Source organism: Chryseobacterium sp. UF-81 (assembly GCF_058245105.1).
The window spans coordinates 138,977-163,483 of sequence record NZ_JBSIBX010000002.1 but is presented as its reverse complement, the minus strand read 5'-3'; the positions used below and the strand labels follow the sequence as shown (position 1 = coordinate 163,483).

20 protein-coding genes are annotated in these 24,507 nt (G+C 38.9%); 10 read left to right on the top strand and 10 right to left on the bottom strand.

Going from position 1 to position 24,507, the window contains the following annotated elements:
* Positions 1-2: 2 nt before the first annotated feature.
* Together AC4IFE_RS03785 and AC4IFE_RS03780 are read left to right on the top strand one after the other, a co-directional pair.
* Positions 3-842, top strand: coding sequence for a glycosyltransferase family 2 protein (locus AC4IFE_RS03785; RefSeq protein ID WP_490755020.1), 840 nt, complete (start codon positions 3-5; stop codon positions 840-842).
* Complete coding sequence (locus AC4IFE_RS03780) at positions 842-2,008, top strand: glycosyltransferase (protein WP_490755018.1); 1,167 nt, start codon at positions 842-844, stop codon at positions 2,006-2,008. The genes AC4IFE_RS03785 and AC4IFE_RS03780 overlap by 1 nt, the downstream gene beginning before the upstream one ends.
* Here AC4IFE_RS03780 and AC4IFE_RS03775 read toward each other — a convergent pair.
* The 3 genes from AC4IFE_RS03775 to AC4IFE_RS03765 are packed head-to-tail and all read right to left on the bottom strand — an operon-like array spanning position 2,005 to position 4,001.
* Positions 2,005-2,763: an SDR family NAD(P)-dependent oxidoreductase gene (locus tag AC4IFE_RS03775; RefSeq protein WP_490755016.1), complete on the bottom strand. Its 759-nt coding sequence runs from the start codon at positions 2,761-2,763 to the stop codon at positions 2,005-2,007. The genes AC4IFE_RS03780 and AC4IFE_RS03775 overlap by 4 nt on opposite strands.
* Entirely contained in the window at positions 2,763-2,996 is a 234-nt protein-coding gene (locus AC4IFE_RS03770; RefSeq protein ID WP_490755015.1) for a hypothetical protein, read from the bottom strand. The genes AC4IFE_RS03775 and AC4IFE_RS03770 overlap by 1 nt, the downstream gene beginning before the upstream one ends.
* Positions 2,997-3,026: 30 nt before the next feature.
* Positions 3,027-4,001, bottom strand: coding sequence for a ketoacyl-ACP synthase III (locus AC4IFE_RS03765; protein ID WP_490755013.1), 975 nt, complete (start codon positions 3,999-4,001; stop codon positions 3,027-3,029).
* A 44-nt stretch (positions 4,002-4,045) separates the two neighbouring features.
* Between AC4IFE_RS03765 and AC4IFE_RS03760 the strand changes: the two genes are divergently transcribed.
* From AC4IFE_RS03760 to AC4IFE_RS03725, 8 genes are all read left to right on the top strand, one after another.
* Positions 4,046-4,609: a DapH/DapD/GlmU-related protein gene (locus AC4IFE_RS03760; RefSeq protein WP_490755011.1), complete on the top strand. Its 564-nt coding sequence runs from the start codon at positions 4,046-4,048 to the stop codon at positions 4,607-4,609.
* Positions 4,610-5,761, top strand: a complete 1,152-nt coding sequence (locus tag AC4IFE_RS03755; RefSeq protein ID WP_490755009.1) for a glycosyltransferase — start codon at positions 4,610-4,612, stop codon at positions 5,759-5,761.
* 10 nt (positions 5,762-5,771) lie between these two features.
* Positions 5,772-6,323: a serine O-acetyltransferase gene (locus AC4IFE_RS03750; protein WP_490755008.1), complete on the top strand. Its 552-nt coding sequence runs from the start codon at positions 5,772-5,774 to the stop codon at positions 6,321-6,323.
* A gap of 374 nt (positions 6,324-6,697) precedes the next feature.
* Complete coding sequence (locus AC4IFE_RS03745) at positions 6,698-11,629, top strand: T9SS type A sorting domain-containing protein (RefSeq protein WP_490755007.1); 4,932 nt, start codon at positions 6,698-6,700, stop codon at positions 11,627-11,629.
* A gap of 330 nt (positions 11,630-11,959) precedes the next feature.
* Positions 11,960-12,628 (top strand): carbonic anhydrase, encoded by a 669-nt coding sequence (locus AC4IFE_RS03740; protein ID WP_490755006.1) that lies wholly within the window; start codon positions 11,960-11,962, stop codon positions 12,626-12,628.
* Positions 12,629-12,654: 26 nt separating this feature from the next.
* Positions 12,655-12,954, top strand: coding sequence for a hypothetical protein (locus tag AC4IFE_RS03735; protein WP_490755004.1), 300 nt, complete (start codon positions 12,655-12,657; stop codon positions 12,952-12,954).
* A 138-nt stretch (positions 12,955-13,092) separates the two neighbouring features.
* Entirely contained in the window at positions 13,093-14,685 is a 1,593-nt protein-coding gene (locus AC4IFE_RS03730; protein ID WP_490755003.1) for a SulP family inorganic anion transporter, read from the top strand.
* A 44-nt stretch (positions 14,686-14,729) separates the two neighbouring features.
* A complete protein-coding gene (locus AC4IFE_RS03725; RefSeq protein WP_490755001.1) occupies positions 14,730-15,365 on the top strand; it encodes a carbonic anhydrase in 636 nt (211 codons plus the stop codon).
* A gap of 165 nt (positions 15,366-15,530) precedes the next feature.
* On the opposite strand, the gene pth is transcribed toward AC4IFE_RS03725, so the two are convergent.
* The 7 genes from pth to mfd all read right to left on the bottom strand — a co-directional run bounded on the left by pth (position 15,531) and on the right by mfd (position 24,351).
* On the bottom strand, positions 15,531-16,094 hold the full coding sequence (gene pth, locus AC4IFE_RS03720; protein WP_490754999.1) for an aminoacyl-tRNA hydrolase: 564 nt from the start codon (positions 16,092-16,094) through the stop codon (positions 15,531-15,533).
* Positions 16,095-16,179: 85 nt separating this feature from the next.
* On the bottom strand, positions 16,180-17,112 hold the full coding sequence (locus AC4IFE_RS03715) for a hypothetical protein (RefSeq protein WP_490754997.1): 933 nt from the start codon (positions 17,110-17,112) through the stop codon (positions 16,180-16,182).
* A 98-nt stretch (positions 17,113-17,210) separates the two neighbouring features.
* Entirely contained in the window at positions 17,211-18,083 is an 873-nt protein-coding gene (locus tag AC4IFE_RS03710; protein ID WP_490754996.1) for a hypothetical protein, read from the bottom strand.
* A gap of 152 nt (positions 18,084-18,235) precedes the next feature.
* Entirely contained in the window at positions 18,236-18,979 is a 744-nt protein-coding gene (locus AC4IFE_RS03705) for a hypothetical protein (protein WP_490754994.1), read from the bottom strand.
* Between the two features lie 7 nt (positions 18,980-18,986).
* Positions 18,987-19,802 carry a hypothetical protein gene (locus AC4IFE_RS03700; RefSeq protein ID WP_490754992.1) on the bottom strand — a complete coding sequence of 272 codons (816 nt, stop codon included), beginning with the start codon at positions 19,800-19,802 and terminating at the stop codon, positions 18,987-18,989.
* Positions 19,803-19,805: 3 nt separating this feature from the next.
* Positions 19,806-20,627 (bottom strand): hypothetical protein, encoded by an 822-nt coding sequence (locus AC4IFE_RS03695; protein ID WP_490754990.1) that lies wholly within the window; start codon positions 20,625-20,627, stop codon positions 19,806-19,808.
* A 355-nt stretch (positions 20,628-20,982) separates the two neighbouring features.
* Positions 20,983-24,351: a transcription-repair coupling factor gene (gene mfd / locus AC4IFE_RS03690; RefSeq protein ID WP_490754988.1), complete on the bottom strand. Its 3,369-nt coding sequence runs from the start codon at positions 24,349-24,351 to the stop codon at positions 20,983-20,985.
* Between the last annotated feature and the right edge of the window lie 156 nt (positions 24,352-24,507).

Sequence of the window (24,507 nt, the reverse complement as noted above, 5' to 3'; positions counted from 1 at the left end):
GGATGAAATTCTCCATACTTATTGCCCATTATAATAATGCTATGCTGTTCAAAGACTGTTACAGCTCATTACTGGCTCAGACCTACAAGAATTGGGAAGCCGTCATTCTGGATGACGCCTCGTCTGATGGAGAAAAGACACAGATAAAAGCCATCATTGCCGGTGACGATCGGTTTAAATTCTTCGAAAATGAGCAAAATTCCGGTGTTGGGGTTACCAAAAGTAAACTTATTGATCTTGCTTCAGGAGACATCTGCGGCTTTGTAGATCCTGACGATGCTATTCTTCCTCATGCTATTGAAAAGGCTGTAAGTGTATTCGCACAGAGAAAAAATGTAGTATTGGCCTATTCACGGTTTATGAGCTGCGACAAGGATCTGAAGCCTATCGCTCCGTTTAAATCTGCCATGCAGGTGCAGAATAAAGATCCGTATTTTTTTAATTATCCTATTCAGATTGCTCATTTTGTGACCTTCAGAAAAGATATTTATGAACAGACTGAGAAAATGAATACTTCGCTGAAAATCTCTGAGGATCAGGATCTCTATTTAAAGATGTATGAAAAAGGCGATGTTTATTTCATCGACGACACCAATTATCTTTACAGAACTCATACGGGCGGAATTTCACAAAACGATAATAAAGCAAAGTCTTACGAATATTTTGCCCAGGTGGTTTTCAATGCAATGAAACGAAGAAATATTAAAAGCATAAACGGAATGAAAATTCCGGAAACCTATACCGGACAGCAGGAAATTTTCAAACTATTGGAATACCAGAATTCAGTTCCATATAGGATAAAAAGAAAAATCTCCATTACTTTACAAAAAATTTTCAGGTAATGCCAGCAGAAAATCAGAAAATAAAACTCCTTTTCAGACACCGTTCCATGGAGATGGGCGGCGTGGAAAAAGTGATTCTCAGTATCCTCAATAATCTCAGTCCTGAAAAATTTGATATAACAGTATGTCTGAATCTGAATCAGGGTGAATTAAGGGACGAATTCCCCAAACACGTTAAAAAGGTATATTTTGTTGATGGAAAGGAAGATTTATCCCAAAATCCTTTGATCCAAAAAATCCAATTGATCCGCAGAAAGCTAAAACTTTCCCGCGCACTGAAAAGCCATACAATCTCTGACCATCTTTTGGGAAACAAAAAATTCGATATCGAGATCGCTCCTACTTACTCAGCATTTTCATCTGTTATCAATTCCAGCAACAAAGCCTCAAAGAAGTTAGGATGGTTTCACTCTGAAATTAATCTGCCCAAATTACAGCCGCTGGTTCCCGATATTCTGGACAATTTCTCACAGTTTGACCACATGATTTACTGTTCACAGAAAATCAAGGATCTGATGCATACCTATTATCCGGAACTGAAGTACCCTGATGAAAGTGTAGTGATCAATGCCATTCCTATTGACGAAATCAAGAGAAAAGCGCAGGAAAAAATAGAACCTCTTCCTCAGGGGCCTGTTTTTGTTTCTGTTGGACGTCTTCACGACAGAAAAGGATATCATAAACTGATTGATGCCCACAAAAGATTGATTGATGAAGGCTACCATCACAATATTATCGTTATAGGCAGCGGTGAGGAAATGAAAAATCTTACCGAGCAGATCCGGATGAATAATGTTCAGGATACATTTATTTTGAGTGGTAATAAAATGAATCCTTATCCTTATATGAAAAATGCAGACTATTTTATTCTGCCTTCCGAATCTGAAGCCTGGCCACTGGTAATCGCCGAAGCTTTAATACTTCAGAAGCCTATTATTGCTACCGATACAGGAGATGTAGGAGTAATGATCAAAGACAGAGAAACGGGCTATCTCATTAATTATGAGACCAATGAAATGTATGCTGCCATGAAGACTTTTCTTACAGATCCGGAGCTTATTGCCAGGATCAGAAAAAACCTGGAAACGATAGAAGACCAGTTTGACAATCAGAAAATCTTTAGTGCAGTGGAAGGAATTCTTGAAGATCTCTACAAAAAAAATTAATGGGCGGAATATCCTCCGTCCACCACAAGATTCGAGCCTGTAATCCACTTTGAGGCATCCGAAAGCAGGAAAATACAGGCGTTGGCGACATCTTCAGGTTGCCCTATTCCTAAGGGATGTTTTTTAACTATCTCTTTTGCAGCATCTTCGCCAACGTTTTCAAACATTTTTTCCAGTATTGGCGTATGTACCATAGCCGGACTTATGCTGTTCACCCTTATTCCACTTCTTGAAAGCTCCATAGCCATGGATCGGGCTCCTGCAATTACGGCGCCTTTACTTGCTGAATAGGCTGCTTTTCCTATTTCGCCCACCATTCCTGCTACTGAGGAAATGAAGACAAAACTGGCAGCCTCGCTTTTATATTTTTTAAGGGATAAAATTTTGGCAATTTCAAAACCTGACAGAACATTGACTGCAAAAATATCTGAGTAAAGTTGCGGAGTATGTTTTTTCAGCGGAAGTGTTTTTTCTATCCCTGCACAGTGGATGAATCCTGAGATTTTACCTAAAACCGATATTTTTTCAGCGATCAGCTCTTCAAGATTTTCAGCACTGGTGATATTTGCAATAATGGTTTCAGCTTTGCTATCCGGAGCCAGCATGGATACTGTTTTCTGCAGCTCCTCTTCGTTTCTGGCAATAAGGATAAGACCTGCACCGCTCTTGCTGCATTCTACAGAACAGCTTCTCCCGATACCGGAAGAAGCTCCTGTAATAAGAATTATTTTATCTTTTAAAGAAAACTGATTCACTAATCTTCGAAATTTTCTTTACCGATAATATTCATGAGATCAGAAACGGTCTCTATATCTTTAAAATAATTTGAATCAATCTTCTTATCGAAACTCTCATCAACAAATGCAATTACAGAAAGCAGGCTGATGGAATCATAGCTTTCCAGCTGTCTTAAGTTTGTTTCGGTTGTTAATGTCTCTTTTTCTTCTAATTCTTCTTGCAATTTCTCTAAAAAAACGGATGTCTTCATATATTTTATTTTACTACATTATATTCTATTTCAAATTTCCAGCACGGTTGCTCCCCATGAGTATCCTACTCCAAAACCGGCCATCAATACCCTGCCTCCTTCTTTCAGCATTCCCTTGTCCATCATATCTTTCAAGGCAATGGGAATGGTTGCGGAAACTGTATTTCCGGTGTTTTCCATATTGATATAAAACTTTTCTGCCGGTATTTTGGTTTTCTTCCTCAAATAGTTCAGCATAAAAGAATTGGCCTGATGAAAAACAAAATGATCAATATCTTCCATTGTCAGCCGATTGGTCTCCAAAGTTTCCTTTACCAGTCCCGGAATATTTTCAATAGTAAAATTAAAAATTTCGGGCCCGTTCATATAAAGATTCTCAGGGTCAAAATCATGGTCAGGATTAAGTTCAAAATCTTTTTTGAAGGCTCCTTTCTTTACAATAAGATTTTCGGCACCACTTCCGTCTGTCCCCAGGCAGAACTGATAATCTTTAGCATTTTCATCCTTCTCTACAATGACAGAGGCTGAAGCATCCCCGAATATGCTGCGGTTGGCTTTATCTTTTGGATTAATATGCTTTGTATAGGTTTCTGATGTGATCAGTAAAATACTTTTCGCAATACCGGCTGCTACTAAACCTTTAGCAAAAGCCAGTCCATAAATGAATCCGGAGCACCCAAGATTAAAATCCATTGCTCCGATATTCCTTCTAAGGCCAAGTCTGTCTTGAAGGATGCAAGCCGTAGTGGGAAGAAAATAATCCGGACTTTGGGTACAAAAGAGAATAAAATCTACCTTGCTCCTGTCATAGTTCAAGAAAAGTTTTTCTGAAGATTTTACAGCAAGCTCCAGAGCAGTTTCGCTGTCTGAGGAAATATGACGCTGTCTTATCCCTACTTTTTCATGAATTCTATCAGAACTCCAGTCAGGAAATTCTTTCTCAAGATCCTCATTGGTCAGAACCTTGGCGGGCAAATAATATTCTATTTTGGAAACTTTTATCATAGAAATTCTTTTTCTTTGTAAAAATAAAAAACAAATTCACAATAATGATGTTCCTATTCAGAATCATATTGAAGATCCGTTCCCTATATGAAGACATGGTGAAAAATGCGGCTATAAAAGTAGCAATTCATCGAGGTATGAAAGTTGGTGACAATCTGTATGTTCAAGGCATTCCAAACTTCGGGTCAGAATGTTTTCTTATAGAAATGGGTGATAACGTAACGATTGCAGAAGGTGTTTCTTTCATCAATCATGGCGGAGATGGCCGGGTAACCAAAAGAATTGAAAAGTATAAAAACGGAAGAACTTTCGGAAGAATAAAAATCGGCAACAATACTTTTATTGGAAAAGGCACTATTCTCTTACCCGGGGTTTCTATTGGAAGCAATTGTATTGTAGGTTCATTAAGTGTTGTCAGCAGTTCGATTCCTGATAATTCAGTTTATGCAGGAGCTCCTGCCAAACTTATTTGTACCATTGAACAGTATGGCGAAAAATTATTAGAAAACAGCACAATTTACCCTTTAGAGCTGGAAGCTGACCGATCTGCCCTAGAAAAATACCTCATCAAAAATCTCCCTCACACTTATAAACCTGTAAAAAAATAAATGTCACAAAAAAAGAAAGTTCTTATTCGTATAGGCTCTCTCCGGCATGGCGGTGCAGAAAAAGTTCTGATCAATTTTCTCAAAAACCTTCCGGAAGACAAATATGAAATAGATCTGCTGATCAACCTGTACACAGGGATGTACATCAAGGAAGTTCCGGCATGGGTCAATCTGCAGTATCTTCTTAAAGGTGAGATGATTACCACCAACAGGCCTCATGAAATTCCTGTGAAAGCATTCAGGGTACTTTATCAGAAACTATTTCTCTGGTTCCCTGCTCTTCTTTACCGTTTTATTCTTAAAAATAAAAAGTACGATGTAGAAATAGCAGCTATTCACGGAATGTACAGGGAGCTTCTGTCCAGCCCTCAAAAAGATTCGAAAAAAATTATCTGGATACAGAATGACATTTTTAATCTGAAAGAATATACGCCGGATGTGATCCGACAGCTTTTCCGGTTTGACAGGATACTCGTTATTTCCAATAAGCTGAAAGAGGAAATGCAGAAGGTTGCACAAACTGATACGGAAAAGCAGGCGGTTATTAAAATTTATAACCCCATAGATAAAGATGATACTCTCAACAAGGCAAATACAGTAATTGATGATTACCCTTTTTCCAATACCATCCCCACTTTTATCACGATAGGAACTGTGTACCCGCAGAAAGGTTATGACAGACTTCTGGATGTGCATAAGAAACTGATTGATGAAGGATTGAAACATCAGATCATCATTATTGGCGATGGTTTTGATTTTGAGAATATTCAGAACAAGCTTAACCAGTTGGGCCTTCAGGAAACAGTAAAAATGCTCGGTTTCAGAAGTAATCCTTATCCTTATCTGAAAAAAGCTGATTTTTATGTGATGTCTTCAAGACACGAAGGCTTCCCTACCATTATCGCGGAAGCCTTGATTTTGAATAAGCCGATTGTCTCTACGGATGTTTCGGGAATAAAAGATCTTCTTCAGGAAGGAAAATTAGGAGTCATTATTCCAAATTCAGAGGATGGAATTTATGAAGGAATGAAAAAACTTTTGACCAGCCAGGAGCTCGCCGCTCACTATGAAAAAGAAATTGCAACGGCTGATCTTCCCTTTGTGCTTCAGAAATCTGTAGCCCAGCTTCAGGAAATTATTGATGAATTATAAAAACACTAAAATGGGTTATACTGTCATACAAAAGGATTTTTACAGGGAAAGCGGAAAATGGCTTTCTTCATTCGGGATCTGGAAAAAATGTATCAATCCGAACCTGCATTTCATTTATGTTTTGAGAAAAGCTCAGGAATATAGCAAAAAGCCTGTTTTAGGAATATTCTGGAAATTTGTTCTCAGACATTATCAGATAAAATATGGCTATCAGATCTACCCTGAGACTGAAATAGGAGAAGGTTTTTATCTGGGCCACTGGGGAAGCTTGGTAATTAATCCCAAAGCCAAAATTGGAAAAAACTGCAATATTGCACAGGGTGTAACGATCGGTCAGCAAAACCGTGGCAAGCTTCAGGGATTTCCCACCATTTGTGATGAAGTATGGATAGGGGCCAACGCTGTAATCGTAGGCGGAATCACTATTGGAAACAATGTTTTAATTGCTCCCAATTCGTATGTTAATTTTGATGTTCCTGCCAATTCCATAGTCGTAGGAAATCCGGGAACCATCTATCCAACAGAAACAGCTACAGAGGCTTATATCAATAATAAAATATAAAAGTTTTTGTTATAAATTTATAAATCTATATACCCTTTTTCCTGAAAATTACATTATCTGTTGCAGAAAAAATTTTTTTTATCGACTTTTGCTTCAGGATAATTAAAATTAAGTTTGACTTAGTTTTTAATTATTACAAAACACAACAACATAAAAACACAATAACATGGAAAAAAATTATGCTCTAAATACAGGTAGTCTTCTGCATTGCCTCATCTTCGTTATATAACTTAACATACAATACCAGAATATTTTAAGGCTCACATAATTCAATCCAGGTAATCAACTTGGGATTGATACAACCGTAAACCGTATGTATTCAAATATCTTGTAACCATACTATTCATTCATAAAACACTTTTAATTCTACACGTATGAAAAAAAAATCGACATTAAAGATTTTTGCTGCAGTATTTTGTATTGCATCGTCTCATGCATGGGCAAAGGCAGCATCTGTCCCCTGGCCTGATGAGACCAGTATTGGATTCAAATACATGACACCTCTTCCTCCGAGTGTCTATGATCTGGATCCTCTTATCGTCATTTCACAAAATGTGAATGAGAAGGGATTGGTAGTAATGAAAGGAAACTTTCAAAAACCCACTACCGCCGGAGATGTAAAAGTTACCATCAAGTACAAGGATGCCCAAAACAACTGGGTCTCTTTGTGGTGTAAAACTTTTTCAGGTAACTATGAATACAATGAAGAGCTTACAGCTAATTTTGAATTACCTCAATCGGCTTTGAACACGCATTCCGTTAAGGTGGAATTAAGCTCGGACGCTACCATCACCAACTGGCAGTCCGTCACATGGGATAAAACCGTAAGCCATTACAAGCAATCGAATTATGCTTACGCCAATTGTGATCTGGATGAAAACCAGTACACGATTTTATTTACACCTAAAAAAAACGGAACCGTTTTATACAACTCCAACGGAACCGTTTCGGGAGTAAAAGACAGGGTGACCTCCCAGCATCTGGTAAGAAAACTGGATGACATTGTTTTATCTTTCCAGGGAAATGCAGCATTGGATAACGCCAACGCCAATTCACCGGTTGTTAACATTACCAACCCTAATAATCTCACTACCATAGCAAGTTCCCAAAAATTTATTTACCAGAACAGTGATACAAGTCCTTTCGAGTTCTCTTATCATGACCCAGTTTATATGTTTGCAGGAAAATTCTCAAACGAAAGTTTCTTTATTAACTTCAGTAACTGGTTTTTGCCTCCGGAAGAAGGAGGAGAAGCCTGGGGAAGAGGCTATCTGGATTTTACCAATCCTAATGCCCTTGTTAACCGGTATTATAATCTTTACAATTATATTAATGAAAAACTGGGTGATGTTTTTGCCAACCAGCAGCCTGTTGTTATTGTTATCAGTAAGATCACAGGAGTAAGAGTTTATAAAGCTAACGGACAGTATATTTCTCTTACTGCCCTAAGCAACTATAATACTACCGATGATTTCGGATATCCTCCACTTAATGACAAGCAGAGAGGTCCAGGTTCAGAAAACTTTTCTTTAAGCAATACATCTCAGGCCTCAATATACGGCGTGGGTGCCATCAGAAACAGAAAAGTGATCACCGGCTGGAATGGCCCTTCAAGACCTTTAGCGGATATAGAAACTGAGATCAATAAATTTATAAAGTATGTAGGAATTTTCACTAATCCGACTACGGAGGAATGTCCCGTTACCTGCTTTACCATCAATTCCGGCGCTCAGTCTGACTATGCCGACTGGACTAAAGCACCGAACAGCTATATCTTCACCGGTAAGGATAAGAAAAATAATAATGCCAATGTAGACGGTCTTTATATTCCTGTGAAAAAAGCTTATGAAATGTGGTCCAAAGGTGGCGATTTTATGAAGGATGACAGTGGCAATTACACTCCTATTCCCGAGCAGGGACTTACAAAAGCAGGACTATATTGGGAAGATGAGCCGGGACTTATAAAATCTGTTGCTTTAGAAGGCACAGGAGAAAACGCCAGGATCAAAGTAATGGTCAATAAGGTAAAAGAAGGTAATGCAGTCATATCATACAAAGTAAATGACAAGATCTACTGGTCATGGCACGTATGGGTTACCGACGATCCTGAAGACGGAAGTACTTACCACCATGGTTTCGAAAAAGATAAAAACGGAAATGTCGTAACGAACTGGAAATGGATGGACAGAAACCTTGGAGCAACCAATGGAAGTTTCGTAGGAAATGAATGGCACAAATCCGCCGGACTGCAGTATCAGTGGGGAAGAAAAGACCCGTTCCCGCCATTCGGACTTAAGGACTTAAGCCTGTACCCTATTAGCGGAGAGATCAATCTAAATTATAATGATCCGGCATTCCAGTCCAAATTCATCAAGGTAAGAGGTAATAAATACTCTTCCCAGATCAATACCGGAACGGATACTCCTAACGGAAACATCAGATTTTCTATCCAGAACCCGATCAGCTTTATCGCAACCCCAATTTATGTGGCTAAAAAAGATCAGGCATTATTAAATGATGGTGAAGACTTTTTAAAGCAAAACAGCAATGACAGCTGGACATCGGTAGGAATCACCACATGGTTCTCAAAACAAAAATATAAAAAATATGAACCTCCTTACCGTGAAAACATCATTGCGTGGGACCTTTGGGGAGATATACGGCAGGGTAACTATTCCGATATAGACGATGCTGTTGTTGGGGAAGCCAGTACCAGATACGCATTGAAATCACCATATGATCCATGTCCGTGCAACTGGAGAGTCCCTTCAAGCTACTTCTCAGGAGGAAGAAACTCCTCTACTCCAATGCCTGATGAAAACAGATACAGCCCTTGGGGAAAACATACCGGCAATACTGTTGATCCTGAATTCAATGCAACTTCATTGAATGCCGATTATCCGGGTATAAAGGTTTATCCTCAGTTTGGGTTTGATTTCTCAGGAGTTTCCGGAATGAATCTGGGCAAATTCCCTATCAACGGAAATTATGAATCTTATCCTAACGGGACCAGCCCTCTAAAATATGGAACCGGATGGATTACACCTGTTCTCAATTTCCAGGACCAGAGTGCTGATGGAGGTTTATTAACTTCTACATTTATGACTGCATCCGAGGTTATCAATGGGGTACGTTATCCTTCATTTGGAGCTGCCGGATTGGCTTTAATATCAGATCCTTTAAGTGGATCCAAACCAAGACCGGGATGGCATAGATTCTCAAGCAGTGCTTATACAGGCAATGGTGGCGTTCGTTGTATTTATGACCCTAACGCCGCTTCTATGTCGCAGGAATTTGACACTCAATATGTTTATTCAGGAAGCGAGATCTATTCTACTGAAACTTTAAAGTCATGGACCAAACTTCCAAACAGTTATGTAGAATATACCAATTCTGACCTGGTAACACCCAATCCAAGTGGAAATAATATAGATCCAAACAGGGATAATGACAGAATTATTGATATCCCTTTAAGAAAGGCCTATGCAATGCATAAGCTCCATTTAAGTACGGACTTCTCTTTCCCTGCAGAGGGCACAAAAACCTCATCTGTGGTTTGGACCACCAATACGAGTCTGATCAAAACAATGGAAATTATAGGTGGAGACGGCCCTATAGAGAGCGCCATATTAAGAGTTACCTTAAATTCAAAAACATATGGTAATGCTGTGGTTGCGTTCCACATGGGTAGCGGAACCTGGTCAGCAAACAAGCATAATGATCCGGTATTATGGAGCTGGCATATATGGGCACCAAGATCTGTCATCACAAAGTATGATGTAGATCCTGAAAACGCAGGGAATGGAGGGGTTATTCCTGCTAACGAGCAGTTTGTAGATCCGATGACCAGTGCAGGTGTTCCTATGAAAACGACCTTTATGGACAGGGATCTCGGAGCCAGAGATAAGCTGGTGAATGAGCATATTTATGAACCTTCCGGTTCCGTATTTGCATCAGGTCTGGCTGCTCCTACTACAGCTAGCTTTCCTACAGGAAATCCTGCCACACTAGCCAGATTAGCTCAAATAAGTGAAAGTGGTGGTTTACACTATCAATGGGGCAGAAAAGATCCATTGCCAGTGTTCTACAATCCGGGACCGTCTTATTATAACTATGGAACCAATTACGCTGCATATAATGTATTCAGACAAAATAACCCTGCCAATGCTACTACCGGGGCAATACCTTATACAGCCAATATGCCTGAATCAGATTATTTAACTTCTTATACTCAGGCCTACCCTACATATTCAGCTGCAGCTAATGTTTCTACATCCGATTCAAAAGCAGATAAACTGAAGAAAATAGTAAAGTATTCTGTTAATAACCCACTAAATTATCTATATCAAACTGATACAGCAAAATTAGACTGGGTTTCTGATGAGAATGGAAACATGCCGGAAAGATGGGGTCATGCTACCGAAAAATCTGCCTACGATCCATGTCCTGCAGGCTGGAGAATAGTAGATCTTGAAAGCGTTTCCACTGGAATTATCCTTGGTAATTTTATTTCAAAAGGTAATACACCTTGGTTCTACAACAAGCAATTTAATAATGCTTATGGTATAGATCCGGGAGATATTAATGCATTGGTGAAGTATGAAAATTATGACCCGGCTAAATATAACTATATCGGCGGTACTCTGTATGCCTATTATTCAGGAAAAGGAGCCGTAGCTTACGGATATATATTAAACAGACCGGAATACAATATAGGCCTATTTCCTAATACGGGTATAAGAGGTTTTAACGGAGGTAATGCGATGAGCGATTATCTTAATGGCACCTCAGGTTTAAAAGCTTTCCAGTATTCTGGCATCTGGACATCTGCCAGCCAGGGTAGCGGTGGAAGCTCTTTAGGGATGCTATTTAAAACAACTTCCAATCCTTATTATTTCTTAACGCCAACATTCGGTTTCCGTCCTCAGGCAGCTATGTCCTGCCGTTGTGCTGAAATTAAATACGATGCCAATGGAAAAGAAATCGGAAGATATGAGCCGTTCGCCATTCCTGTTGCGCCAAATGCTTTAGCTAGAGCAACAAATGTTCTTACAAAATCAGTGATCGTAGAAAAAGTAGCTCAGAACAAACTTGAGTTCTTCCCGAATCCTGTGAAGAATATGCTGTATATCAAAGGAAATGATATTGCTAAAGAATACTATTATCAGATTTACAACCTGTCCGGCCAGCTGGTAAAGTCAGGGAAGTTTGAAAACGAAAGTACAGATCTTTCATCTTTAGTATCAGGAGCTTATGTAGTACGAATCAACAATTCTGAAACAGTAGTGAAAATTATTAAGGAATAACAGCCAATAACTGTTTAAAATTTGAACCGTCTCAGTTTTGAGGCGGTTTTTTTAATAGAATTAAGAATATTTTAATCCCAGGTTTTAATTTTTATCATTTATAGTTTGTAATTTTATACAAAGTTTCGGTTTGAATATTCGTTTTTCAAATAGAAATGCCGGATAACAGCCTTTTTGAACATGATTTTAAGCATATTTTAATATTAAACTTTGTTAAAACTGTCTGTCTTTTCGGCAAAAATTATATTTTTGCATGGTTATTGATTTAATCTATTGAATTTGAAAATAATTTAAACGAAATAAATAATTACAACCTTTTAATTTTAAATTATGTCACAATCGTACGAAATTATTTTTGAAAATAACAGAAAGTGGGTAGAGTCTAAAATTTCACAAAACCCGGAATTCTTTCACGAACTGGCAAAAACTCAGAATCCTGATTATTTATATATCGGATGTTCAGACAGCAGAGCTACAGCGGAAGAGATCATGGGCGCAAAACCTGGAGAAGTTTTTGTCCACAGAAATATAGCTAATGTTGTCAATACTTTAGACATGAGTTCCACAGCGGTCATTCAATATGCTGTAGAACATCTTAAAGTAAAACACATTATTGTTTGCGGGCACTATAACTGCGGCGGCGTAAAAGCAGCGATGACCCCTCAGGATCTTGGATTATTAAATCCATGGTTAAGGAACATCCGCGATGTTTACAGATTGCACCAGACGGAATTAGACGCTATCGAAGATGAAGGAAAACGTTATGACAAGCTTGTAGAACTTAATGTTCAGGAACAGTGCATCAACGTGATCAAAATGGCCTGCGTACAGGAAAGATACATCATCGATGAATATCCTATTGTACACGGCTGGGTATTTGACCTTAGAACAGGTAAGATCATTGATTTGGAGATTGATTTCGAGAAAATTCTGAAAGACATCCAAAAAATCTACAACCTTACAAGTTCTGACTGGGTAATGAGCAGAAAAACAGACTAGTTTTTCTAAAATGAATGTAAGATAAGATGAAACTCTGGAGTATTATTGTATTGACCTTTTTCCTGAACTTCACAGCACTGCCAGGCATTGCTGCGGTTGCGGGCTGGGATATAGCAAGAACCAATGTAATCATCAATGAAGAAGAGCCCCATTCTCACCCATCATCTTTTATTGTTTACGAAAAGACACTTCCGAAAACTTTGGACGTATTCGATTATGTGAAGTTTTCCGAACCTGATCTTCAGGGCGTATCTTTTGAGCTGATAGATGATTCCTTTCATCTGTCGCCCTTACTCACCATATTTTCTCCGCCTCCGGAAGCTTAATCTTAAGTACAGTTAGATTTTTATAGTATTCATATCACAGGCTGATATCGGATACGTGTGCTTTAAATTAAATTTCCAATCTTTTATAATTGATTATCTGAAGATAGATCAATCGGTTATAGTATTTTTCAAAACATCATGAAAAAAACATCATTTATAGGAGGAATCAAGGAGAATTTCCCTTCCGGACTCGTTGTATTCTTAGTTGCGCTTCCACTATGTCTCGGAATCGCTTTAGCATCAGGGGCACCGCCTTTGTCAGGTGTAATTGCCGGTATTGTAGGAGGAATAGTAGTAGGATCTCTGAGCAATTCAAATGTATCGGTATCTGGTCCCGCAGCCGGTCTTACAGCTATTGTTTTAACAGCTATTACAGATCTGGGGGCGTTCGAACTGTTCCTTTGTGCAGGCATCATTGCAGGCCTTATCCAGTTAATCCTGGGATTCATCAGAGCCGGAAGTATATCCAATTACTTTCCTAATAATGTCATTGAAGGAATGCTTGCCGCAATCGGTATCATCATTATTCTGAAACAAATTCCTCACGCCATGGGATTTGATAAAGACTACGAAGGCCATGAAGCTATTTTTGATAACGGTCTTAATTTCGGATACTTCACAGAATTATTCGGAGCCATACATATGGGAGCTATCGTAGTAACATTGGTTTCTGTAGGTATTCTCATTGCCTGGGACAAAATTCCGGCGTTAAAAAGAATGAAAATGCTTCCCGGAGCATTGGTGGCAGTTGTGGCAGGAATACTTCTGAATGAAGCATTCAAGCTGTCCGGCAGCTCTTTGGCGATCAATACTCAGCATTTGGTTTCATTACCGGTTCCGCAGTCTTTGGATGACTTCAAAAATCTTGTTACGATGCCTGATTTTAATGGATTCACCAATCCTAAGGTGTGGATAGCAGGGGCAACTATTGCCATTGTAGCCTCTATTGAAACCCTGCTTTGTATTGAAGCCTCAGACAGGTTGGATAAGCAGAGAAGAATTACTGATACCAATCTTGAGCTTAAAGCACAGGGAATCGGAAATTTAATAAGCTCGTTTATCGGAGGACTGCCAATGACATCTGTAGTGGTGAGAAGTTCGGCCAATGCTAATGCCGGCGCCACTTCAAAACTTTCCGCTATAATCCATGGGGTGCTTTTACTGGTATGCGTGCTTACTATTCCGTTCATACTGAACCTAATACCGCTTGCTACACTTGCAGCAGTACTGATCCTTGTAGGATATAAGCTGGCAAAACCTGCGACATTCAAACATTTCTGGCACCTGGGCAAATTCCAGTTCATTCCGTTTGCTGCTACCGTGGTAGCTGTGGTGGCAACCGATCTTCTTAAAGGGGTTGGTATCGGTCTGGCTATTTCCGTATTCTATATCCTTCAGGGTAATATGAAGCGTGCTTATTATCTGAGCAGAGAAAAGCTGAATGATGCCGATGAAATCAACATTAAGCTTGCAGAAGAAGTTTCTTTCCTGAATAAGGCAGCCATCAAAAAAACATTAAAAAATGTGAAGTCCAATTCTACCGTGACCATTGATGCAAGAGGAACTTCATATATTGCCACGGATGTACTGGAAATGATCCAGGATTTCGCCAATATCCGGGCCAAAGAAGAAGATATTAATGTGGAACTTTTAGGCTTCAAAACTTCATACAAAGATTATGAAACAGACGAAGATTCCCACATCCTGATCACGCACAGAAGAGCTATGTAAGCTCATTACAATAACTTTAATTTTTAAAAAGAATAAATCATCATATGAAAGCACATACATACGAAACCCAATCTACCATTAATCCTGAAAAAGCATTAAATTTTTTAAAAGACGGAAACCAAAGATTTGTGAATAACCTAAAAGCAAACAGAGACCTTTTAGAGCAAGTCAACGCAACACGTGAAGGCCAATGGCCATTTGCAGTAGTTTTAAGCTGTATAGACAGCCGTACTTCTGCAGAACTTATCTTTGATCAGGGATTAGGAGATATTTTCAGCATCAGAATTGCCGGTAATTTTATAAATCAGGACATTCTGGGTTCAATGGAATTTGGCTGTAACGTTGCAGGTTCCAAACTTGTTGTCGTTTTAGGACACACAAAATGCGGGGCATTAAAAGGTGGTCTGGATGCTGCACAAATCCAGGGAATGGGGATGGATAATCTCAACCACTTAATCAATCATTTCGATCCTATCATTAATGAAATCATTGAAGAAGGAGAAGAACGTTCATCAAAAAACGGCTCGCTTTTGGAGAGGCTGAATCAGCAAAATGTAAAAAATGCCATCGAAGATATCCGTACACAAAGTTCAACACTTAAAAAGCTTGAAGACGAAGGTAAGATCAAAATAGTCGGAGCCAATTATGATGTTGAAACCGGAGTGGTAACCTGGCTTTAAGAGACAGGGATCTGCTACATTTTCATTATACGTAGATAAAATCATGTTATAGTTAGATTGGAAATTGATTTTAAAGTATACAGCAAGACCATCGGAAAATCCGATGGTCTTGTTTTTTGGAAATCATTAAAGTAGAAATCAATTGATTTCTGTTGTAACTTCTATTTATTTTCCGTTGAATGCTGACATTGTATTATTGATACCGGCAAACACAAAAGACAGGCCGGCTTTAGAAAATTTTTCAATCCTTTCACCCAGCTTTTCAGATTCTTCTTCATTCCAGGTACCTAATACATAATCTACCTGTCGGCCTTCGGAAAAATCTGCAGAAATCCCGAACCTCAGCCTTGCATAATTCTGGGTATTGAGCATTTCATTAATGCTTTTCAGTCCGTTATGACCTGCATCAGAACCTTTCATCTTCATTCTTAAAGTCCCGAACGGAAGGGCAAGATCATCTGTAATGATCAGCACATTTTCTAATGGAATATTTTCTTTCTGCATCCAGAATCTCACTGCATTTCCCGAAAGATTCATATAGGTATCCGGCTTCAGAATGAAAACCTTTCTTCCTTTGTATTTCCCTTCTGCCATCCAGCCGAAATTAGTTGTATTAAATGGAGCTTCCAGTGTTTCGGCAATTTTTTCAGCTACTTTGAATCCTATATTGTGGCGTGTATTTTCGTATTCAGGACCTTTATTTCCAAGCCCGACTATTAAATATTTCATTCAGAAATTTTTTGCAAAATTAAGGGATAAAAAATAAAAAGCCCAATCTTACAAAAGATTGGGCCCGTATATTTTAAAGATTCTTTTAAAAAGGCTTATAAATGTAGTTTACACCAAATCCTTTCGTCATATAAGTCTGCGGATCGTAGCTGTAGTTGGTTGTCCAGTTAATCGGAGACGGGATAGGAGGTATAAGATCCGTTACCGATCTTTTCTTAGGGTTATTCGGAGATAAGATATGACTCTCTTTATCATTAATTTCAGTTGATAAAAGTCTTGAAATTTTGTATACTGAAGGAAGCAGTGTAAATGGACTGATCTCAGTATCGTAATTTACAAAGTCATAGGCAAATCTGGTCGTAGGTCTTCCAAATGCCCCTCCAGCCATCGGTCCATAATTTCTTACTACTCTGGAAACGTTATCCCCCAAATAGGTGTATCCTGTTTTAGAATAGCTGATAAACGCAAACGGTGTTCCGGAAACATCAGGACCGTTTTTCATAATGATGGAATCCAGCTTTGCTGTAGAAGCGTTATATTTTAAATCGTAAAGCGTCTTTGTTTTTCTCAAAAGAGTCTGTGGTCCGGGATTAGTTGCCGGCGGTACAGGTGGAGGCCTTCTGAAAACAGAACGGTTTTCAGAAATAGTTACCAGTTTGTCATTGGGTCCATAAGTAAATAACTGACTGTAAGAAACACTGTCTTTATCAAGCTTTCCGTTTCCATCTAGATCCAAAAATCCGTTGAAGTCAATTTCGCTTATTTTGTCGCCACTGTACGCAATATTTGTGATTGAAGCACTGTCTGTGATTACTTTCGTTACCAAAAGCCCACTGTAGTGATATTCTGCTAATGTATCCTTGTCTGTAATTTCTCTGTATAATGCTCTTGGACCGATCAGCCCTCCTGTTTCATTCAGGTCCAATAAAGGATCCCCGTCTTCGTCTAACATGTCTTTACAGGAATGTATTGATGAAAGTCCTGCTATTAATAAAATAAAGTAGAAAAGCTGTTTCATTTCCAGGTAATTGTTTATTTTTTGACAAATATAACTTTTTTTTGAACAAAAGTTATGTTTTTATTTATATTCCAGTAAAACTGATAACCAATTGGGCTTTATAGAGTTCTGTAAGTATATTTAAGAAGCTGATCCTTATCCGAAACCGGATAGTTATAGGCATCATACAGATAAGTCATGGGTGTATTCACTGCCGGTGCAGGAGATGGCGGCATCACATATACCGAGGTCGGGTTATTCGGAGAAATTCTGTAGAAATTCTCAGGGCGGACCAGGCTCCAGGCAGTAAAGAATGTTTTAGGAAGCGTTGAGAACGGATTAACTTTAGAGTCATAGTTCTGGTAGCTATAAACAGTCATTTTTGCAGTAGTCATATTAGGCGCTCCGGTTGATGTAAGTGTTCCTTTGGCACATTCAGCCTTGAAAATATTATCTCCCATATAGGTAAAAGTCATTTCCGTGAATAAGCTGTACGCTGTATTTCCGGCCACCTTTCTTTTTTCAAGAATTTTTACAAGCTTTTTACCGCTGGCATCATAAGTAAATATATAATCACTTACAAAAGAGTCTATTGCAGCAGCAGCCGTACCGGTACATGTTGCACTGTAAACATTGCCTTTACTGTCTTCGCTCACGCTAAAATCATAAGTCATGCTTCCTGCCAGGCTCCCAAGGAACTTTATTTTCCCGATTTTATTACTGATATAAGTTACGGTACCGGTATAATAATTACTGGTATTTCCATCTCTAAGCATTCCTTTCTGAAAAGCAGTACCGTTGACTGTATATTCTTCCTGAATAGTACCGTTTACTGTAATTTTCTCCAGAACTCTGGCTGGAGGGGGCGTCGTATTCCCATTGTTCCCGGTATTTGCACTGGGCTCGAATTGATCTGAAGAAGAATTGTCACATGAAACCATAAGTCCGAAAAATACCCCGGCAATGATTTTAAAAAGATAGTTTTTTCCCATGAAAAAATATTTTAGTGAGTTGACAAATATAATTCATTTTTTTGATGAAAACATTTACTTATTCAACAAATTCATAACAATCCATATCTTTTTTACAAAAAAACCTAAAAACATAATGTCTTCAGGTTTTTATTTATGATATATCATGAAAATTAATAAGGCTGCAGGACGGATGTCGTTAAAACAGACTGAGACATTTCATTGTTCAGGTAATCTGTGTTTACTGCTCTTCCTATTCCCAATGTTCCTGAATTAAGGTTCCTTTTCGTACAGGCTACCTTGACGCTGTAATTGTTTTTAGGCATAAGTTTGGCAAGTGTTGCATTAAGGTTGAAAACCTTATAACTTCCCTCCGAACCTATTAAAACATCTGTTCTCACTGCTCTGAGTGTATTATCCACAAAGATACCGCATGCAAAACCTGTTGAAGCATTTGAATTTCCTGTTTTCTGAGCGGTGGTCTGAAAGGTAAAAGCCACTTTATTCACAGCATTGGTAATGGAAAAAGTATCAACAGTTCCCGGGAGAACCGTCCAATCAGAGGTAATCGTCATCCCTTCCGAATAAGGAGAGGTAGAACCGTTAGGATTGGAGAAGCTGACTCCGGTCTGGTCTGCAACGGTATTCAGTGAAAATACCGACATACTCCCCTGCCCATCGGCAATTTTTATACTTTTCCAGTCGTTCACATTCAGCTCTGAATTGTTATGAAGAATAGTCCCCGCAGATCCGGCAGATCCTCTCAGCAGATTTGTTCCCCCGGTTCTGATTTCTCTCGCAACGTTTAAATCGCCGTTTATATCCAGCATGTTGACAGGATTTGACGTATTCACTCCCACTTGTGCAGTTGCCCACACAGCAAAAAATAAAGACTTTATGATAATAATTTTTTTCATAGTCTGATTAATTTATAATTGGATTAAACACCTGAGGAATTTCGTACACATCAACTTTCAGAGAAGACTGAGTAATAAAGCTGTTAATGTTGGTATCTGCGTTTATTCCAATAGCCAATACCACATCGCTTGTTGTTCTATAGGATCCAAGTCTTGAGCAGGCAACACTTACATCGTGCTGTCCTTTGGAAAGATTGGTGACTATCCCGATCTGATTGTGTGTAATAAAGGTACTTGCTGCACTACTTGCCTTTAAGTTTCTCTGTCTGAGGTTAACCAGCTTGTTATCTACAAAAATACCGCATGCATAATCTATGGAAATATCAGGTGTTCCATTTACAGGAAGATTAGCCTGCACCACAGTTTCAAACTGAAAATAAGTTTTGCTTTCCGTGCTGAATACACTGATCGGCTGGGACAGACCTGTGATCTTCTTAAATCCCGGAAGGCTTGAGATGTCTGCTCCTTTGGTAAAAGCTGTATTTTTGGCAGCAATGCTTGACTGCTCGCTGCTCGTAAATTTTATTCCCGTTGTATCTGAGAAAGAATTATTGAATATCAGATAAAACTTATTCGGTTCATATTCCGGAATACGAAGTGACTTCCATATCGGAGGATAGCCTTCTCCCTGAGAAACAAGAATCTGATCATTATTACCCTGGGATAAAGTATTGTCTGTAACGTTAAGGACAACGATTTTATTTCTTAGATTGATATCACCATTCACATCAAGCTTCGCATTTGGTATATCAGTTTTAATTCCCACTTGGGCAGAAAGAGACAGCCCTGTCATAAAAAACAGGATCGAAATAATATTTTTCATCAATTAATTGCTTTTATAAGTTACATATTCAATAACATCGATCTTCATAACAGATTCAAGAGTAAATGCATTGGAAACCGTATTGGTATCGGATACATTACGTCCGATTGTAAACTGTGAACTTAGATTTGAGGTATTGATTTTTCTACAGGCTACCTCAAGCTTCTGTGCACCTACCGGAACATTCTGCTCTGTATAATTGAGGGTGAAAATATAATCCTGAATACCAAGCTTTTCCGTGTTATTGTTCGAAACAATCTTATCCGGACGTACCGCCACCAGTTTGCCATTTCTGAAGACCCCGCAGGTAAAAGTAACAGACTGGGAAGTTGTTGCAGACGGAGCCTTCATTTCAATACCTGTCTGAAACTGATAGGTGAGCCTGTTTCTTCCGTTTTTGATAATAAAATTGTTTTCAAGTCCGGGAATTTTTGACCATTTCCCTTTCGTCACATCGGTAATGTCATCCCCAACATTGTTTTTATAGACATTATCTGCCGCAATGCCGTCTGAAAGTGCTGTAATACCAGCCTGATCGGATGACAGGTATGAATTGATCAGTTTATACTGCCCTTCCTCCATAAAGGAAACATTCAACGATTTCCAGACCGGAGGCAGACCTTCTCCCTGTGAAACCAAAACCTGGCCGTTCAGTCCTGCATTTCCAATCTGCGCGGATGTACCGCCTACTCTAAGTTCTTTTCTTAAGGTGGTCTTCCCGTTGACATCGAGAGTAGATTTAGGAGCGGATGTCCCAATTCCCACCTGCGCGTTCACACAAAGCGATAAAAGCCCGGTTGTGCAACAATAAATAATTCTTTTCATAATAAGGGCTGCAAAGGTATGAATTTAAATTATAAAAAACCATTTACATGCTCGTAAACCCGTACTAATAAAGCGATTATGATGTAGAATTTAATGTAGGAAAAAGTAGAATTATTACTACAAAATACACTTTTTCAATCTGTGTTACCGGGAGTGCAATGCCCAAACCCAATGTCAGCCGATGATACAGCATTATTTTTTATCATCACATTGTGACTTCAAATGCTTCTAAATCCGTGTGATACCACATTTTTTTCGTGTAAAAATCATGTTTTTTTTCAATAAAAAAAGACCTTAAAAAGTAAATTTTTAGGTCTTTATTATTTTTTGATTATTAAAATGAGTTATTTTCCTACTAATGATGTCCGATAATCGTTTTCAAAAGTACATTCACTTCATCCACATTTTTCACTTTTTCTTTTCTCATCATCAGCAGATTTCCATCTTTACCGATCTTCTCTTTAAGCTGGGCTTCCTTCGGATTTTGTGTTAAATAGCTGATGATATGCCTGAACCGGTCTGTCTGATAAAACTTATCCTGAGGGTTGGCAGGGAAATAACCTAAAAATACTCCGTTTTTCATGACGATCTTTTCAAATCCTATGTCCGAGGCAAGCCATTTCAAGGCAACACTCTTCAATAGATTCACCGCTTCTTTCGGCAAAGCTCCAAAACGGTCGATCAGCTCAAGTTCAAATTTATAAAGATCTTTTTCATTATTAATTTCTGCAAGCTTCTGATAGAGCAACAGCCTTTCTTCGGTATTGGAGATATAGAAATCCGGAAGCATCAGCTCCAGGTCAGTATCAATATTAACATCTTTTACAGATTTAAACAGCTTCTGCCTGTCTTCCTCATTGTCGAACAGGTTTTCAAAATCCGCATCATCTTTTAATTCTTCCAGAGCTTCCTGCATCAGTTTCTGATAGGTCTCAAAGCCCATTTCATTAATAAAACCACTCTGCTCTGCCCCAAGAAGATCTCCCGCTCCACGGATTTCAAGATCTTTCATAGCAATCTGGAAACCGCTTCCAAGATCCGAGAACTGCTCAATAGCCTCAAGACGTTTTCTGGCATCAGAGGTAATCATATCATAAGGAGGGGTAATCAAATAGCAGAAAGCCTTTCTGTTGCTACGTCCTACCCTTCCCCTCATCTGGTGAAGATCTGCCATTCCGAATCTTTGGGCATCATTAATGAATATGGTATTCGCATTGGGAACATCCACTCCACTTTCGACAATCGTTGTTGAAACAAGAACATCGTATTTCCCCTCCATAAAATCAAGCACATTCTTTTCCAGCTGCTTGCCTTCCATCTGCCCGTGTCCTGTAATAACTCTTGCATCCGGAACCAGCCTCTGGATAAGTCCGGCAATATCCTTAAGGTTCTCAATCCTGTTATTGATAAAATAGACCTGCCCGTCTCTCTGAATCTCATAAGAAACAGCATCCCTGATGGTTTCTTCATTAAAACCTATAAGCTGTGTATCAACAGGCTGCCTGTTGGGCGGTGGTGTTTTGATCACTGAAAGATCTCTTGCCGCCATCAGCGAGAACTGAAGTGTTCTCGGGATAGGAGTGGCGGTCAGCGTAAGGGTATCCACATTACTTTTAAGTGTTTTCAGCTTATCTTTCACCGAAACTCCGAATTTATGTTCTTCATCAATAATCAGCAGTCCAAGATCTTTGAACTTGACGGAACTGCTCACCAGCTGATGGGTTCCGATTATAATATCCACTTTCCCGTTCTTAAGACCGTCTAAAGCTTCCGTCTTTTGTTTGGCTGTTCTGAATCTATTGACATAAGAAACGTTCACCGGAAAATCTTTCAGTCTTTCTTTAAAACTTCTGTAATGCTGAAAAGCCAAAATCGTTGTAGGAACCAATACAGCAACCTGTTTACCATCCGTTGCCGCTTTAAATGCTGCCCGGATCGCCACTTCAGTTTTTCCGAAACCTACGTCACCACAAACCAGTCTGTCCATTACCGTATCGGCTTCCATATCCCTTTTTACATCAATGGTTGCTTTTTCCTGGTCCGGAGTATCTTCGTAAATAAAGCTGGCTTCCAGCTCATTTTGCAGATAAGAATCCGGAGTATAGGAAAATCCTTTTGCCGTTTTCCTTTCAGCATATAATCTTATAAGGTCAAAAGCAATTTGCTTTACTTTTGCCTTTGTTTTCTGCTTTAATGATTTCCAGGCCGGGGATCCCAGCTTACTTAGCACAATTTCTTTTCCGTCCGGACCGTTATACTTTGAAATTTTATGCAGGGAGTGGATACTTACATACAATAAGTCTCCGTTTTTGTAGGTCAATTTGAAGCATTCCTGAATTTTCCCGTCGTTATTTACCTTGACAAGTCCCATGAATTTCCCGATTCCGTGGTCGATGTGAGCAATATAATCGCCTATTTTCAGAGACATCAGATCTTTAAGGGTAAGCTGTTCCGATTTTGCAAAGGTGTTTTTGGCTTTATATCTTTGATAACGGTCGAAAATCTGGTGGTCGGTATATACTAAGAGCTTATGATCATTGTCTACAAAACCTTCGTGCAGCTCAGATTTGAAGCTTTTAAAGGGAAGCTCATGTTCAAGCTCTTCAAATATAGATTCCAGCCTTTCCTTCTGTTTTTCTGTAGAAAAAGAGATCCAGGTATCAAAGCCTTGGTCCTGTTTTTCTTCGATATCTTCTATCAGCAGTTCAAAATTTTTGTGAAAGGAGGGTTGCGGAACCTGCTCAACTTTTATTTCTGTGAATTCTTTAAGTCCTTCAATAGGAATACCGGCAAAATCAATCGTTTTAAATTTCTTAAAATCAAACAGAAAATCCTGATCTGAAATAAAGAGTTCCTGTGGGGCCCTGTGAGCAATATCTTTGTTCAAAGTATCATATTTTTCCAATGCTTTCTCATAGAAAGTTCTGATTTTCTGCATTCCGACGGCACCATTTCTGGAAACAACAAAGCTTTCTTTAGGCAGCAGCTCCAGCAGCGAAACCCTGGTTCCGGTTACTGAAAAATTCATATTGGAAACCAGCTGAAAGTCTTTTACCTTATCTATGGAAAGCTGTGTTTCTATATCAAAGGTTTTAATATTTTCCACTTCATTTCCAAAAAAGGTAAGACGGTAAGGCTTTTCGTAAGAATACGAAAACACATCAACAATTCCTCCTCTTACCGAAAATTCTCCCGGCTCGGAAACAAAATCAGCCTGCTGGAAATTATAATGATTCAAAAGCTCATCTACAAAATCAAAATCCAGCTGATCACCTACTTTTATATGATGGGAGATTGCCTTAAAGTCTTCTTTTTTCAAAACCTTTTCAGACAAGGCACCTGCATAAGCCACAATAACTTTAGGAGCTCTTCCTGAATTGATCTTATTGAGAACCTCTGTCCGGAGTACCAGATTTGCGTTCTGTGTCTTTTCTACCTGGTAAGGCTCAAGATGGGTCGCCGGAAAATACAGCACTTTGTCCTTTCCAAGCAGATCTTCCATTTCAGTATTCGCATACAGTGCATCTTCTTTATCGTCCACCAGATAAAGAATAGTCTTCTTCTGAGTTAAAAAAAGTTCAGCAACAAAAATAGAAACCGAAGATCCCGCACTTCCCTTTACGGAAATATGCTGGCTTTTCTCTAACTGGGTGAAGATTTCTTTTCCAAATTCTTTTTGAAGCAGGTCGGGAAGAAACTTTTCGTGAATAGGTTTTAACTGCATAAATAGTAATGGTATAAACGACAAAAGCGATTTCGGGAGTGTTCCGAAACCGTTTGCTTATAACAAAGATAAGGATATTTTTTTCTTCCTCCGGAAATCAAGGATTACTAAAATCATATTCAAAGCCACTTAACACCTACCCAAATCTTAATTTTT